This window comes from Sphingopyxis sp. JAI108 (assembly GCF_013410105.1).
In the GTDB taxonomy this organism is placed as follows: domain Bacteria; phylum Pseudomonadota; class Alphaproteobacteria; order Sphingomonadales; family Sphingomonadaceae; genus Sphingopyxis; species Sphingopyxis chilensis.
The window spans coordinates 828,917-841,392 of record NZ_JACCCJ010000001.1 but is presented as its reverse complement, the minus strand read 5'-3'; the positions used below and the strand labels follow the sequence as shown (position 1 = coordinate 841,392).

General features: G+C 66.2%; 15 protein-coding genes. 6 read left to right on the top strand and 9 right to left on the bottom strand.

The genetic code is table 11. The features are described 5' to 3' along the window. The first annotated feature begins 72 nt into the window (after positions 1-72). Positions 73-495 (top strand): hypothetical protein, encoded by a 423-nt coding sequence (locus tag HDC29_RS04030; protein WP_179494620.1) that lies wholly within the window; start codon positions 73-75, stop codon positions 493-495. Between the two features lie 3 nt (positions 496-498). After that, positions 499-717, top strand: a complete 219-nt coding sequence (locus tag HDC29_RS04025) for a helix-turn-helix transcriptional regulator (protein WP_179494618.1) — start codon at positions 499-501, stop codon at positions 715-717. Positions 718-776: 59 nt separating this feature from the next. On the opposite strand, the gene HDC29_RS04020 is transcribed toward HDC29_RS04025, so the two are convergent. From HDC29_RS04020 to HDC29_RS04005, 4 genes are all read right to left on the bottom strand, one after another. Beyond that, the gene (locus HDC29_RS04020) at positions 777-1,706 is read right to left on the bottom strand and encodes an aldo/keto reductase (protein WP_179494616.1); all 930 of its coding nucleotides are present in this window, start codon (positions 1,704-1,706) and stop codon (positions 777-779) included. Beyond that, positions 1,703-2,779: a glycerophosphodiester phosphodiesterase gene (locus HDC29_RS04015; RefSeq protein ID WP_179494614.1), complete on the bottom strand. Its 1,077-nt coding sequence runs from the start codon at positions 2,777-2,779 to the stop codon at positions 1,703-1,705. The genes HDC29_RS04020 and HDC29_RS04015 overlap by 4 nt, the downstream gene beginning before the upstream one ends. Further along, positions 2,776-3,126, bottom strand: a complete 351-nt coding sequence (locus HDC29_RS04010; protein ID WP_179494611.1) for an ArsC family reductase — start codon at positions 3,124-3,126, stop codon at positions 2,776-2,778. The genes HDC29_RS04015 and HDC29_RS04010 overlap by 4 nt, the downstream gene beginning before the upstream one ends. 66 nt (positions 3,127-3,192) lie before the next feature. Beyond that, entirely contained in the window at positions 3,193-3,858 is a 666-nt protein-coding gene (locus HDC29_RS04005; RefSeq protein ID WP_326913598.1) for a cyclic nucleotide-binding domain-containing protein, read from the bottom strand. Positions 3,859-4,114: 256 nt separating this feature from the next. Here HDC29_RS04005 and HDC29_RS04000 point away from each other — a divergent pair, with 256 nt between their 5' ends. Further along, positions 4,115-5,488: a class II 3-deoxy-7-phosphoheptulonate synthase gene (locus tag HDC29_RS04000; protein WP_179494607.1), complete on the top strand. Its 1,374-nt coding sequence runs from the start codon at positions 4,115-4,117 to the stop codon at positions 5,486-5,488. A gap of 95 nt (positions 5,489-5,583) precedes the next feature. Here HDC29_RS04000 and HDC29_RS03995 read toward each other — a convergent pair whose 3' ends face one another. After that, positions 5,584-7,086, bottom strand: a complete 1,503-nt coding sequence (locus HDC29_RS03995; RefSeq protein WP_257018022.1) for a M28 family peptidase — start codon at positions 7,084-7,086, stop codon at positions 5,584-5,586. A gap of 93 nt (positions 7,087-7,179) precedes the next feature. Continuing rightward, positions 7,180-8,001, bottom strand: a complete 822-nt coding sequence (locus HDC29_RS03990) for a CoA ester lyase (protein WP_179494603.1) — start codon at positions 7,999-8,001, stop codon at positions 7,180-7,182. 84 nt (positions 8,002-8,085) lie between these two features. Here HDC29_RS03990 and HDC29_RS03985 point away from each other — a divergent pair, with 84 nt between their 5' ends. After that, entirely contained in the window at positions 8,086-9,000 is a 915-nt protein-coding gene (locus tag HDC29_RS03985) for an SPFH domain-containing protein (RefSeq protein WP_179494601.1), read from the top strand. Position 9,001: 1 nt separating this feature from the next. Further along, positions 9,002-9,448 carry an NfeD family protein gene (locus HDC29_RS03980; RefSeq protein ID WP_179494599.1) on the top strand — a complete coding sequence of 149 codons (447 nt, stop codon included), beginning with the start codon at positions 9,002-9,004 and terminating at the stop codon, positions 9,446-9,448. 115 nt (positions 9,449-9,563) lie between these two features. Here the strand turns inward: HDC29_RS03980 and HDC29_RS03975 are convergent, their stop codons facing one another. The 3 genes from HDC29_RS03975 to HDC29_RS03965 form a co-directional block, all read right to left on the bottom strand. Further along, a complete protein-coding gene (locus HDC29_RS03975; protein WP_179494597.1) occupies positions 9,564-10,094 on the bottom strand; it encodes a GNAT family N-acetyltransferase in 531 nt (176 codons plus the stop codon). 31 nt (positions 10,095-10,125) lie between these two features. Beyond that, positions 10,126-10,686 carry a hypothetical protein gene (locus tag HDC29_RS03970; protein ID WP_257018021.1) on the bottom strand — a complete coding sequence of 187 codons (561 nt, stop codon included), beginning with the start codon at positions 10,684-10,686 and terminating at the stop codon, positions 10,126-10,128. Between the two features lie 131 nt (positions 10,687-10,817). Further along, the gene (locus HDC29_RS03965) at positions 10,818-11,708 is read right to left on the bottom strand and encodes a metal-dependent hydrolase (RefSeq protein ID WP_179494593.1); all 891 of its coding nucleotides are present in this window, start codon (positions 11,706-11,708) and stop codon (positions 10,818-10,820) included. 58 nt (positions 11,709-11,766) lie between these two features. On the opposite strand from HDC29_RS03965, the gene HDC29_RS03960 reads away from it, so the two are divergent. Next, positions 11,767-12,375 carry a TetR/AcrR family transcriptional regulator gene (locus tag HDC29_RS03960; RefSeq protein WP_179494591.1) on the top strand — a complete coding sequence of 203 codons (609 nt, stop codon included), beginning with the start codon at positions 11,767-11,769 and terminating at the stop codon, positions 12,373-12,375. Positions 12,376-12,476 lie beyond the last annotated feature (101 nt).

Sequence of the window (12,476 nt, the reverse complement as noted above, 5' to 3'; positions counted from 1 at the left end):
AAATTATCCTTGACTCAATGTTAGTTTTAATTAACATCTCGTCTAATTGAACGAACATCGGAGACGTCGGACATGTCCTTTCGCGAAAAAACCCACTGGGCGGCCTTCATCGGCATCTTCGTCGCCTTTGGCTGGTATTTCGTCGCCTATCCCTGGCACAAGATCGACACCCCGGCGGGCGTCGGCGCGGTGGCGGGGATGCTGGTGCCGGTGACGGTCATCATCATCGCCGTGATGGCGGCAACGGCCGCCTTCTTTGCCATCCGCGCGCCCAACGAGGCGTACGTCAAGGAAGACGAGCGCGAACGCGGCATCCACCTCCTCGGCACCCATCTCGCTTATTATCCGCTGGTGCTCGGCTGCTGGGCGAATATGATCGCGATATTCTATCGCTTCACGCCGGGCGTCTATCTCAACATGTTGATCGCGACCGTCGTGCTGGCCGAACTGGTCCGCGTTGGCGCGCAGCTCTATTATTATCGCCGGGGGCACTGACCGGTGGCGCTTCCCTTCACCAACGATATCCGCACGCTGCGCTTCCTGGCCGACGAGATGACACAGGGCGATCTGGGCGAGCGGGTCGGGGTGACGCGTCAGACGATCGCGGCGATCGAGCAGGGCAAATATTCGCCGTCGCTCGAGGTGGCCTTCCGTATCGCCCACGTCTTCGGCAAGCCGCTCGACACGGTCTTTCAGTGGATTGACGACGGGGATTGAGACAGCGCGGCCGCGCGGGCCCGGTCCGGCGCCTCCCCCCGGTGGCGCCGGTCCGGGCTTCAGGCTTCGCTCAACGCCGCGAGCTGCGCGTCGCTCAGATCGAGATCGAGGCTGCCCATCAGCTCGTCGAGCTGCCCGACCGTCGTCGCGCTCGCGATCGGCGCGGTGATGCCGGGCTGCGCCGCGACCCAGGCGAGCGCGATCTGCGACAGCGTCGCGCCGGTTTCGGCCGCGATCCGCTCCATCGCCGCGAGCACCGCGGGGCCCTTTCCTTCCAGATAGGGTTTGACCCGCGCACCGCGCGGGCTTTTGCCAAGGTCGGCGGCACTGCGATACTTCCCCGACAGATAGCCCGAGGCGAGGCTGAAATAGGTGACGACGCCCAGCCCTTCATCGATGCAGAGCTGCTGCAACGGGCCTTCATATTGGGCCCGGTCGAGCAGGTTGAGTTCGGGCTGCATCGCGGTGAAGCGCGGCAGGCCCTTTTCGTCCGCGACGCGCAGCGCCTCGGCCAGCCGCTCGGCGGAATAGTTGGACGCGCCGATCGCGCGCACGATCCCCGCGTCGACCAGCTCGGCAAAGGCGCCGAGCACTTCATCGAGCGGCAGGTCGGGATCGTCCTTATGCGCGAAATAGAGGTCGATGACATCGGTGCCGAGCCGGTCGAGCGACCCCTGCACCGCGTCGCGGATGCGATCGGGCTCGAGGCCGCCGGGCATCATGCCGACTTTGGTGGCGATCAGGACCTTGTCGCGCGCTCCGCTTTCCCTGAGCCACGCACCCATCATGGTTTCGGACTCGCCACCCTTGTGCCCCGGTACCCACGCCGAATAGACGTCGGCGGTGTCGATCATTCCGCCGCCATGTTCGACGAAGCGGTCGAGAACGGCGAAGCTGGCGGCCTTGTCCGCCGTCATGCCAAAGACATTGCCGCCGAGCACGAAGGGGCGGATCGACAGGCCGCTCTGGCCCAGCGCGCGTTCGGTCATCGCGAAACTCCTTTTGCAACCGCGGGCACCGCCTCGCGCGGGTTGTCGCTGAACAGGCCGTCGATCCCGGCGGCAAGATAGGCGTCGATCTCGTCCGCCAGGTCGCCATGACCCGCAGGGTTGATACTGGCCTTGTCGCCGAGCGGGAGGAAGTAGTTTTCGCGCCGAAACGTCCAGGGATGCACCTTCAGCCCCGCGGCGTGCGCGTCGCGCACCAGCGCGGTCGGCTTGCCGAGCCGGCCGAGCGTTCCGCGCGGGATCACCATCGCCTTGTTCGGGCCGATGCCGTTGGCATATCCGGCGATCATCTTCAGCCCCGAAGGCGACGCCATCGCGGCATAGCTGGTGCCGGGCCGGTCGGCGGGCCCGCCCCCGGCGTCCATCAACTGGATCAGCGGCAGGTCACTCTTCGCGCGCAGGTCCATCAGGTTGCCGACTTCGAAGCTCTGTATGAACACCGGCGCGGTGCGGCCGCGATAGCCGAAGCGGTCCAGCATCGCGAGCAGCGGCGCCTCGTGCGGCAGGCCGATCGAGACGAAATAGCTCGGGTGCTTGGTCTCGGGATAGACGCCCACGGGCTTGTCCCGCTCGCTGTTCATCTCGGCGAGCAAGGTCAGGATTTCCTCGAAGGTCGGAATTTCGAACCGACCGTCATAATCGGTGCTGCGGAGCCGCGGCAGCCGCTCGCGCGCGCGAAGCGTCTTCAACTCGGCCAGCGTGAAATCCTCGGTGAACCAGCCCTCGACCGTCTGCCCGTCGATCGTCTTCTCCGCTTTGCGGTTCGCGAACTCGGGATGGTCGGCGACGTCGGTGGTTTCCGAAATCTCATTCTCGTGCCGCGCGACGAGGACGCCGTCCCTGGTCAGCACCAGGTCGGGCTCGATGAAATCGGCACCCTGTTCGATCGCGAGCCGATAACCCGCCAGCGTGTGTTCGGGCCGCTCGCCCGACGCGCCGCGATGCGCGATGACGATCGGCGGCTGTCCGTCGAGGGTGGGCTGCGCGATCACGTCGTCAGCCGTGCAGCCTGCGGACAGCATCAGCGCCGCCGCGGCGATGACCGGCCGGATCATGCCGCAAACCGCGCCTGCCAGTCTGCGGCCGAAAAGCCCACGCTCACATCGCCGCCGGCTTCGACGACCGGGCGCCGGATCATGGCGGGCTGATCGAGCATTAGCGCCTTCGCCGATGCGGCATCGAGCCCCTCCTTCTGCGCCTCGGGCAGCTTGCGAAAGGTCGTCCCTGCCTTGTTGAGCAGCTTTTCCCAGCCAAGCGCGTCGATCCAGCCCTGCAGTCGCACCGCGTCGAGCCCGTCCTTGCGGACGTCGTGGAAGCGATAGGCGACGCCCTGCTCGTCGAGCCAGCGCCGCGCCTTCTTCACCGTGTCGCAATTCGAAATGCCATAGAGAATCATCGTCATGTCCCGAGGGTTAGCAGGCAGCGGTTGCAGATTCGAGGCTGCACGCGTGCGCGCCGGGAAAATTGCTCACCGCTCGGCGATGCGCGTGTTCGCGCTGGCGAGCTTGCCACGAAGCGCGCGCGCAAAGCCCTCATGGAGCGCGCCCGCGATGCCCGGATTGGCGGCGAGATAGGCGCGCAGCGCGGCGGCGGGAACGAACCAGAGGCGGGCGTTGCTGCCGAGAAGCACCGTTCCCGTCGCCTGGGCGCCGTCGAGCACCGTCGCTTCGCCGATCAGCGCGCCGTCGGACAATTTCCCGATCTCGACCCCGTCGCGCAGGATCGCCGCCTGCCCCTCGGCGAGGTAGAAGAGGCTCGGCGCCGCCTGGTTTTCGCGGATCAGCACTTCGCCGCGTTTCGCCGAAATCCAGTGACCCTCGTCGATCAGGTCGCGCGCCGCCGCCGCGCTCAGCCCCGCAAAATGCTCGCGGCGCAGCGCCTCTTCCTCGGCCGAAAAGCTGACTTTCGTCCCGCGCAGCCAGAGGCGCGTCAATATGCCGATATTGACCACCAGTATCGCAAGCACGAGCAGGCTGTAACCGAGGTCCGACCCGCGAAAGAGGGTCAGCGGCAGCGCGACAAGCGCCGCGGCGGCGAGGCCGATGCGCGCATAGTCGATGCGCACGACAAAGCTCGTCGCCAAAAGGAGCAGCAGCGCCCCGTAAAGGAACCACGCGGAATCGAAATTCGCCACAGCCAATCGCTCGCATCCCGACCCGCAGCCGGGTCACTGGGTGTTTAACGTAACCGATAGCTAACAACCTTGGCCGCGCGCGCCCATCCCCACACCAAGCTTCGCAATAAACTATCAGTTCCTGGCCCTGAAGAAAAGCATAGGTGCGCAAATGTCACGATAATGCTAATTTTCCGCTTCGCTCGCGCGGGAAACATTGCTTCCGCGCGGCATAAGCGCCATGTGGCGCTCGATTCGAACGCGAGAAGACAGGCAGATGACGAAAAATTGGCAACCGCATAGCTGGCGTTCGCACGAGGCCCGCCAGCTGCCCACCTACCGCGACGCCGATGCGCTCGCGGCGGCCGAACGCGAACTCAGCAATTATCCCCCGCTGGTCTTCGCGGGCGAGGCGCGCGAGCTGACGAGCGAACTCGGCCGCGTCGCGGAGGGCAAGGCCTTCCTGCTCCAGGGCGGCGACTGCGCCGAAAGCTTTGCCGAATTCCATCCGAACAATATCCGCGACACCTTCCGCGTCCTTCTCCAGATGGCGGTCGTGCTGACCTTCGCGTCGAAGATGCCCGTGGTGAAGCTCGGCCGCATGGCGGGCCAGTTCGCCAAGCCGCGCTCGGCCGACATGGAAGAGATCGATGGCGTGTCGCTGCCCAGCTATCGCGGCGACAACATCAACGACATCGCCTTCGACCCCGCGGGCCGCGAGCCCGACCCGCAGCGCATGGTCAAGGCATACAACCAGTCGGCGGCGACGCTCAACCTGCTCCGCGCCTTCGCGAACGGCGGCTATGCGAACCTGCAGCAGGTCAATGCCTGGACGCACGACTTCATGGACCGCAGCCCGTGGGCGAAGAAATATCAGGAAACCGCAGGCCGCATTTCCGAAGCGCTCGCCTTCATGGAAGCGTGCGGGGTGACCCCCGAAACAGTCCCGCAGATCAAGGGCACCAGCTTCTACACCAGCCACGAGGCGCTGCTGCTTCCTTATGAGCAGGCGCTGACCCGGCAGGACAGCCTGACCGGCGGCTGGTACGACACCTCGGGCCATTTCTTGTGGGTCGGCGACCGCACCCGCTTCGAAGGCTCGGCGCATATCGAATATCTCCGCGGGATCGGCAATCCGGTCGGCATGAAATGCGGCCCCAGCCTCGAGCCCGACGTGCTGCTGCGCCTGCTCGACACGCTCAATCCGAACCATGTCGCGGGCCGCATGACGCTGATCACGCGCTACGGCCATGACAAGATCGAGGCGCAGCTGCCGGGGCTGGTGCGCGCGGTGAAGGAATCTGGCCACCCCGTCGTCTGGTCGTGCGACCCGATGCACGGTAATGTCATCAAGACGCCCAACGGCTATAAAACGCGCCCGTTCGAGCGCATCCTCGCCGAAGTGCGCGGCTTCTTCGCCGTCCACCGCGCCGAGGGCACGCATGGCGGCGGCATCCATATCGAGATGACCGGCCAGAATGTCACCGAATGCACCGGCGGCGCGATGGACGTGACGCAGATGGACCTTGCCGATCGCTATCACACACACTGCGACCCGCGCCTGAATGCTGGGCAGAGCCTCGAGCTGGCCTTCCTGCTCGCCGAGATGCTCAATCAGGAAATGGCGGACCGGGCGAAGCAGGCGGCGTAACGCCATTCTCGTCATTGCGAGCGAAGCGAAGCAATCCAGAGTGGCGTAAACGGCCCTAGATTGCTTCGCTTCGCTCGCAATGACGATCTAGAGAATTACCTACCCGGCCACCGCTTGGTATCGGCAAACGCCCGCCCCAGCGCGACGTGCAAATCCGCATCCTCCGCCGCGCCGCCGAGCGGGATCTTGTCCGAGAAATTGTCCGCCGGACCGTGATAATCGCTGCTCAGAAAGGCTTCGAGCAGCTTCATGTCCGAAAAGCTGCCGCCGACCATCAACGATGTCACGCCCTTGGCACCCAGCGCCCACCCGTCCTGCCGCTGGATGAAGGCATCGGCCTCGCCATCCTCGTCGAGCGTGCGGCCGAGCTTCGTCGCCGCCTCCCGCACCACCGCGTCATAAGCGGGCTTGCCGCGCCCGATCGTCGCGACGGGCGTGCCGCGCGGCGAAATCGCGATCGTATCGACGTTGAGCGCGACGGTGATGTCGGACAGCGGCACCACCGGATGGTCGGCGAAATAATGCGCGCCGAGCAGGCCCTTTTCCTCCGCGGTCGTCGCCATGAAATAAATGTCGCGGTCGGGGCGCGCGCCCTTGCCGAGCCGCTTCGCGATCTCGATCAGCACCGCGATCCCGCTCGCATTGTCGACCGCGCCGTTGCAGATGCGGTCGGCCTCGCCCTCGGGCGCGCAGATGCCGAGATGGTCCCAATGGCCGAGGAACAGCACCGCCTTGCCGTCGGGCTTCGCGCCGGGCAGCTTGGCGATGATATTGTGACTGGCAAAGGGGCGGACCGCCGATTGCGTGGTAAAGTCCGCCGTCACCGGCAGCGCGGCGCCCTTGTAATCGGGCGACTTGGCGGCCTCGCGCAGCGCCGCGCCATCCTGCCCCGCCGCCTTGAGCAGCGCATCGCCGGCTTCGGGCGACAGGAAACCGCTGACCGGCGCGCCCGCCTTCGCGCTCGCGAGGCGCACATATTTGCTGCCGAGACTTTCGCGCAGCGCCGGCCACGGCACCGCACCCGTCGAAATCACGAGCACCGCGCTCGCGCCCGCGTCGGCAAGCATCTGCCGCCGCTCGCGATAGCGCGGCAGGTCGTCGCCAAAGGGCGCGTTGTCGAACAACATGATCGCGAGCTTGCCCTTGACGTCGGCATTGACCTTGCCGGCGCCGTCGATGCCATAACCGACGAAGAGCGCAGGTACGCCCGCGAGCGCGACCGACGCATCGCGGCCGTTCAGGACGATCCCGTCGTCGCCCAGCGCGAAATCGCGGCCGCTTACCTTGAACTTCGCCGATCCGCCAAGCGCCTGCGTCTCGAGGAAGGGCACCGGCTGGAGCCACGGCGTCGCGCTGCCCGGAACGGCTTCGAGCCCGGCCTTCGCCCATTCGCCGACGACATAGGCGATTGTGCGATCCTCACCCTCGCTACCCGGCGCGCGGCCCTCGAACGCGTCGTCCGCCAGCACCTTGATGTGCGCGGCAAGCTCGGCCTCGGTGACCGGGGCATCGGCCTTCGCGGGCGCCGCCGAAACGCTCGGCGTGAAGGAAAGAAGGGCGACGGCCGCAATGGCGGCGCGGAAAGGAGCAGCTTTCATGGGCGCGCGGCATGACATTTCCGCCGCAAGCAGGCAAGGCGGTTCGTCGAACGACGAACGGCAGGCTCCCCTCCCGCAAGCGGGAGGAAAGAGTCACCGCCCCGCCCGCGCCAGCAACGCGCGCGCCGCCGCGACGTGCATGTCCTCGATCATCCGCCCCTCGTGCCGCTGCGCGCCGCCGGTCGCCGCCGCGACGAGCGCCTCGGCCGCCGCGATCTCGCGCTCCGACGGCGCGAAGGCGGCATTGCACGGCTCGACCTGCGACGGGTGGATCAGCGTTTTGCCGTCGAAGCCCAGCCGTCGCCCCTCGGCCGCCTCGGCTGCGAAACCCGCGCCATCGTCGATCGCGTTATAAACGCCGTCGAAGGCCCAGACCCCGCCCGCCCGCGCCGCGAGCACGATCGCCTGGATCGCATGGCTCATCGCGCCGCGGTCCATGCCGTCGGGAAGTTTGAGCTCGTGGGCGAGGTCGTTGAGTCCCGCGATCAATCCCGACACCGCCGGATCGGCGGCGATATCGCGCGCGGCATAGACGGCGACCGGCGTCTCGATCATCGCAAAAAGCGGCAGCGCCAGCCCGCGCGCGGGTTCGAGGTCGGCGATGGAATCGACCTTGGGCAGCACGACGGCATCGATCGGCAGCGTTGCGACCGCAACGATGTCCGCCGCCTGATGCTCGCTGCCCGTGCCGTTGATCCGCACTGCGACGCGCTTGCCCGGAAAGCCCGTCGTCACCGCCGCGCGCATCGCCGCGCGCGCCTCCGCCTTGCGCCCCTCGGGCACCGCGTCCTCCAGGTCGATGATCAGCATGTCGGCGGCAAGCCCGCCCGCCTTTTCGAGCGCACGCGCGTTCGATCCCGGAACATAGAGCAGGGAGCGGGGCGGATAGCCGGCCGAACAGTCACTTGAGGTCATGCGCTTTTCTGTGGCGCAACCCGGCCATTCCCGCAATAAGGAAGCGGGCTTGCAGCGATGCAATATGTGGGAAGGGGATGATCGATGGAATTCGCGCTCGCACTCGTGGTTCTGGCGCTGGTGTTCCTGATCTGGGCGCTGACGCCGGTGCGGCAGGGATATGCCTATACGATCGAACGTTTCGGCCGCTACACGCATACCGCGCAGCCGGGCCTCAACTTCATCATGCCGATCTTCGACCGCGTCGGGCGCAAGGTGAATGTGATGGAACAGGTGCTCGACATTCCGGGGCAGGAGATCATCACCAAGGACAATGCGATGGTCGCGGTCGACGGCGTCGTCTTCTTCCAGGTGCTCGACGCCGCCAAGGCGGCCTATGAGGTCAGCGACCTCTATCTTTCCATCATGAACCTGACGACGACGAACCTCAGGACCGTGATGGGCTCGATGGATCTCGACGAAACGCTGTCGAAGCGCGACGAGATCAATACGCGCCTGCTTCATGTCGTCGACGATGCGACGACGCCGTGGGGGGTCAAGATCACGCGCGTCGAGATCAAGGACATCCGCCCCCCCGCCGACATTTCGAACGCGATGGCGCGGCAGATGAAGGCCGAGCGCGAAAAGCGCGCCAACATCCTTGAGGCCGAAGGCATGCGGGCCTCGGAAATCCTGCGCGCCGAGGGCGAGAAGCAGGGCCAGATCCTGCAGGCCGAGGGCCGCCGCGAAGCCGCCTTCCGCGACGCCGAGGCGCGCGAGCGCGAGGCCGAGGCCGAAGCCAAGGCGACGCAGATGGTGTCCGACGCGATCGCCGGCGGCAATGCGCAGGCGATCAATTATTTCATCGCGCAGAAATATGTCGAGGCGGTCGGCCAGTTCGCGACCAGCCCGAACAGCAAGACGATCCTCTTCCCGGTCGAAGCAACGCAGCTGATCGGAACCTTGGGCGGCATCGGCGAACTCGCCAAGGATGCGTTCGAGCGCAAGGCGGGCGCCTGACATGCCCGATTGGCTCACCAACATGGAACCGCATTGGGCGTGGCTGTCGCTCGGCGTGCTGCTCGCGGCGGCCGAGATCGTCGCGCCGGGCTTTTTCCTCATCTGGATCGGCGCCGCCGCGATCGTTACCGGCGTCATCGCGTGGATCGTGCCGCTCAGCGTTCCCTTCCAGCTCGGCATCTTCGCCATCCTGGCCTTCGTCGCGCTCTATGGCGGGCGCCGCTGGCTGAAAGCCAATCCGATCACCACGACCGACCCGCATCTCAACCAGCGCGGCGGCCGGCTGGTCGGCGAGGTGCTGACCTTGACCATGGCGATCGAGGATGGCCGCGGCCGCGCGAGGGTCGGCGACGGCGAATGGCCGGTGCGCGGCCCCGACGCCGCCGAAGGCACGAAGGTCCGTGTCGTCAGCGCCGACGGCGGAGTGCTGGTGGTCGAGGTGGCCTAACCGCACTTCGGTCCTCGTCATTGCGGGCGGAGCGAAGCAATCTCCAGCTATCGACCTTGCGCAAGATCTATAGCGGGAGATTGCCGCGTCGCCTTCGGCTCCTCGCAATGACGGATCAGCCACCCCTCGGCCGCGAATAAATCGCCACGACATGCCCCAGCGCGTCGCTTTCCCCGATGCGCCGGAAGCCGAGTTTCCCCGCCACGCGTTCCGATGCCTCGTTGCCGGGGTCGATGATACAGCGCACGTCCTTGGCATCGAGATTCGCGTCGGCCCAGCCGAGCGCCGCAGTCATCGCCTCGGTCGCATAGCCCGCGCCCCAATGGTCGGCGTCAAACGCCCAGCCCGCCTCCGGCCGCCCTTCGAGCTCGGGAATCCCGCGGCAGAAATAGCTGAGCCCTCCCATGCCGATCAGCGCGTCGCTCGCCCGGTCGGCGAACACCCAGTAACCGAAACCCATCACCGGCCACAGCCCCGCCGAACTCAGGAACTTGCCCCAGCTGACGTCTGCGCTGCGCGGTTCGCCGCCGATGAAGCGCGTGACGCGCTCGTCGGCCCACATCGCGATATGGACGTCCTTGTCGGCAAGGCGCCCGGAACGCAGGCGCAGGCGGTCGGTTTCGATGACGGGGGGTGCTGTGAACATCGCCCCGATGTGCCGAAGCGCGGCGGAGCGGTCAATCGGGGTTCAGAAAATGGTCGAACAGGTCGTGCAGAACCGCCGTGCCGTCGACCTGCCGCTTGGTGCGCAGGACGCCCAGCCTGCCGACGCGAGCCAGCACGTCCACATGGCGCAGCACCGCATGATAATGCGGCTTCTCGTTGAAGTCGTGGAACAGGAAGACGCAGTCGGGTTTGCAATGGATGATCGCCTGCAACAGGCACGCGACACGGAAACGCCCCGCGACCGTCACCGCATCGGGGCTGCCGCCCATGCCGCGCCAGATATGCGTGTGATAGCGCGGCCAGTCGCGCAGCCGGCTTTCGTCGGCGGGATAGCCGCCCTCGCCCACCGGCCCGATGTCGATATGGGCGGGGGTGAACTCGACCGCCTCGCGCGCGACCTCGCCCTGGACCTTGCGAAGTCGCGCGGCATCGCTGTCGACGCTGACGATCCGCCGCACCTGCCGCGCCGCCACCAGCGTGCTTTCGCCGCAGCCGAATTCGAGCAGCGAAGAAAGTCCGGCAAGCTGCAGTTCGATCTGCGTGACTTCGGCGGCGGTCAAATGTGGTCGCATGGTCCCCTCCCCACGCCCTGAGCGATATGGGAGGAGCATCGCCGCGTCCAGCCGCGATCGGCGATTGTCGCCGCGAAGGCGGGCCTGCGGAGGGGGAGAGAGAAACCGCTCCGGGTGCCCGCCTTCGCGGGTCAGGCTGCCGCCGCAGCCAATTCGGGTTTCGACGAATGCGCCGGCATGATCGCGTCGGCATAGTCGCTTTCATATTTCCGGATCAGCGCGCGGTCGTCATGGTTCCAGGGGTGGAAGCCCGGCATGAAATAGGAAAGCCAGGGGAAGAAGCTCTTGCGCAGCACGCCCGGCGTGCCGAGCAGATACCACCAGATGCGCGCCGTGACGCGCCAGCCGGTAAGGCCGTCCTGTTTGAGCAGCGCCTTCATCCCCTTCACGCGCTTGGGCCAGAAGCGTGTGGTGACGAGCAGCATCATCAGCGACTTGGCGCGCCAGCGCTTGAAGCGGCTCCAGTCCTTCGTCGCGTGGAGCCAGGTGTCGTAAGCCACGCCCTTATGCTCGATTTCCTCGATAGCGTGCCATTTCCACAAGGCCGCCCATTCGGGCTCGGCCCCCTCGTACATCTTTGCGTCCTTCAGCATTACCGCCGCCATCATCGCGGTATAATGTTCGAGCGCGATCGTCGCCATCAGGTTGACGATCTGCGGCCGCGTCTTGATCAGGTCGAGCACCTGGTTGACGTCGGCTTCCAGTTCGGAGAGGTCGTAGCCCGCCTCCGCCGCCTTCTTGTTGAATACGACATGCTCGCGGCTGTGGATCACTTCCTGCTGGGTAAAGGCGCGGATTTCGCGCGCCAGTCTGTCGGGCACGCCGTCGCGGTGCGCCTTCACCGCCTCGATGAACATCGCCTCGCCGCGCGGGAAGGTCACCGACAGCGCCGTGTGAAACGCCGAGGCGATCGGGTCGCCGTTCAGCCACCAGCGGCCCTGCGCATTGTCGCGGCCAAAGCGCATGTCGCGCGGCGTGATCGACAGATCGGCGGGGGTCGGCGACTGGGAAAGGCTGGACATATGGCTCATACCGTCGAAAAGGGTTGTCGGGGCCAGGAAATAGGGTTTACTTACATATATGTCAATAGTGAAGAAGCGCTTGAGTCCCGAGGAAAGCCGTTCGGCGGCGCTCGAGGCTGCACGCCATATATTGATCGAAATGGGGCCGGCGGCGGTGACGCTGAAGGCCGTCGCGGCGCGGATCGACCGCACCCACGCCAATTTGCTCCACCATTTCGGGAGCGCCGCGGGGCTGCAAAAGGCGCTCGCCGCCTATCAGGCCGAAACCGTCTGCGCGACGATCGGCAGGAAAATGGCCGAATCGCCACCCGGCGAACGGAATGTGCGCGAGATCGTCGACCTCGCCTTCGACGCCTTCAACAGCGGCGGCGCGGGCGCGCTCGCGACCTGGATGGCGGCAACCGGCAATGACGACGCGCTCGACCCGATCGTCGAAGCCATCCACCGCCTGATCGACGGCATGGCGCCCGATGCCGACGAAAAGCGCCTGATGCACGAAGACACGCTCGCGCTGGTCCTGATGGCATTGGGCGACGCGCAGCTCGGCGGCCCGATGGCCGAGGCGCTGGGCCTGCCGCGCGACACCTCGCGCGTGCTCGCGACCGAACTGATCAACGGCCGCATCGCCAAATTCTGGGCCGAACATGGCGGCAAGCCGCAAGCCTAAAGGCTGGTAATTTTGTTACGCTGGCGCTAAGGGCGCGCATCCCCTGTCTCCGTTCGCATCGAGCGAAGTCGAGATGCCTCTCGGCTTGACGCCGTGCTGCG

What these genes read in the sequence shown, in the direction of transcription:
- HDC29_RS04030 (WP_179494620.1), top strand. Translation starts at nt 73, where the DNA reads ATGTCCTTTCGCGAAAAAACCCACTGGGCGGCCTTCATCGGCATCTTC.
- HDC29_RS04020 (WP_179494616.1), bottom strand. Translation starts at nt 1,706, where the DNA reads ATGACCGAACGCGCGCTGGGCCAGAGCGGCCTGTCGATCCGCCCCTTC.
- HDC29_RS04015 (WP_179494614.1), bottom strand. Translation starts at nt 2,779, where the DNA reads ATGATCCGGCCGGTCATCGCCGCGGCGGCGCTGATGCTGTCCGCAGGC.
- HDC29_RS04010 (WP_179494611.1), bottom strand. Translation starts at nt 3,126, where the DNA reads ATGACGATGATTCTCTATGGCATTTCGAATTGCGACACGGTGAAGAAG.
- HDC29_RS04000 (WP_179494607.1), top strand. Translation starts at nt 4,115, where the DNA reads ATGACGAAAAATTGGCAACCGCATAGCTGGCGTTCGCACGAGGCCCGC.
- HDC29_RS03995 (WP_257018022.1), bottom strand. Translation starts at nt 7,086, where the DNA reads ATGAAAGCTGCTCCTTTCCGCGCCGCCATTGCGGCCGTCGCCCTTCTT.
- HDC29_RS03990 (WP_179494603.1), bottom strand. Translation starts at nt 8,001, where the DNA reads ATGACCTCAAGTGACTGTTCGGCCGGCTATCCGCCCCGCTCCCTGCTC.
- HDC29_RS03985 (WP_179494601.1), top strand. Translation starts at nt 8,086, where the DNA reads ATGGAATTCGCGCTCGCACTCGTGGTTCTGGCGCTGGTGTTCCTGATC.
- HDC29_RS03980 (WP_179494599.1), top strand. Translation starts at nt 9,002, where the DNA reads ATGCCCGATTGGCTCACCAACATGGAACCGCATTGGGCGTGGCTGTCG.
- HDC29_RS03975 (WP_179494597.1), bottom strand. Translation starts at nt 10,094, where the DNA reads ATGTTCACAGCACCCCCCGTCATCGAAACCGACCGCCTGCGCCTGCGT.
- HDC29_RS03970 (WP_257018021.1), bottom strand. Translation starts at nt 10,686, where the DNA reads ATGCGACCACATTTGACCGCCGCCGAAGTCACGCAGATCGAACTGCAG.
- HDC29_RS03965 (WP_179494593.1), bottom strand. Translation starts at nt 11,708, where the DNA reads ATGTCCAGCCTTTCCCAGTCGCCGACCCCCGCCGATCTGTCGATCACG.
- HDC29_RS03960 (WP_179494591.1), top strand. Translation starts at nt 11,767, where the DNA reads ATGTCAATAGTGAAGAAGCGCTTGAGTCCCGAGGAAAGCCGTTCGGCG.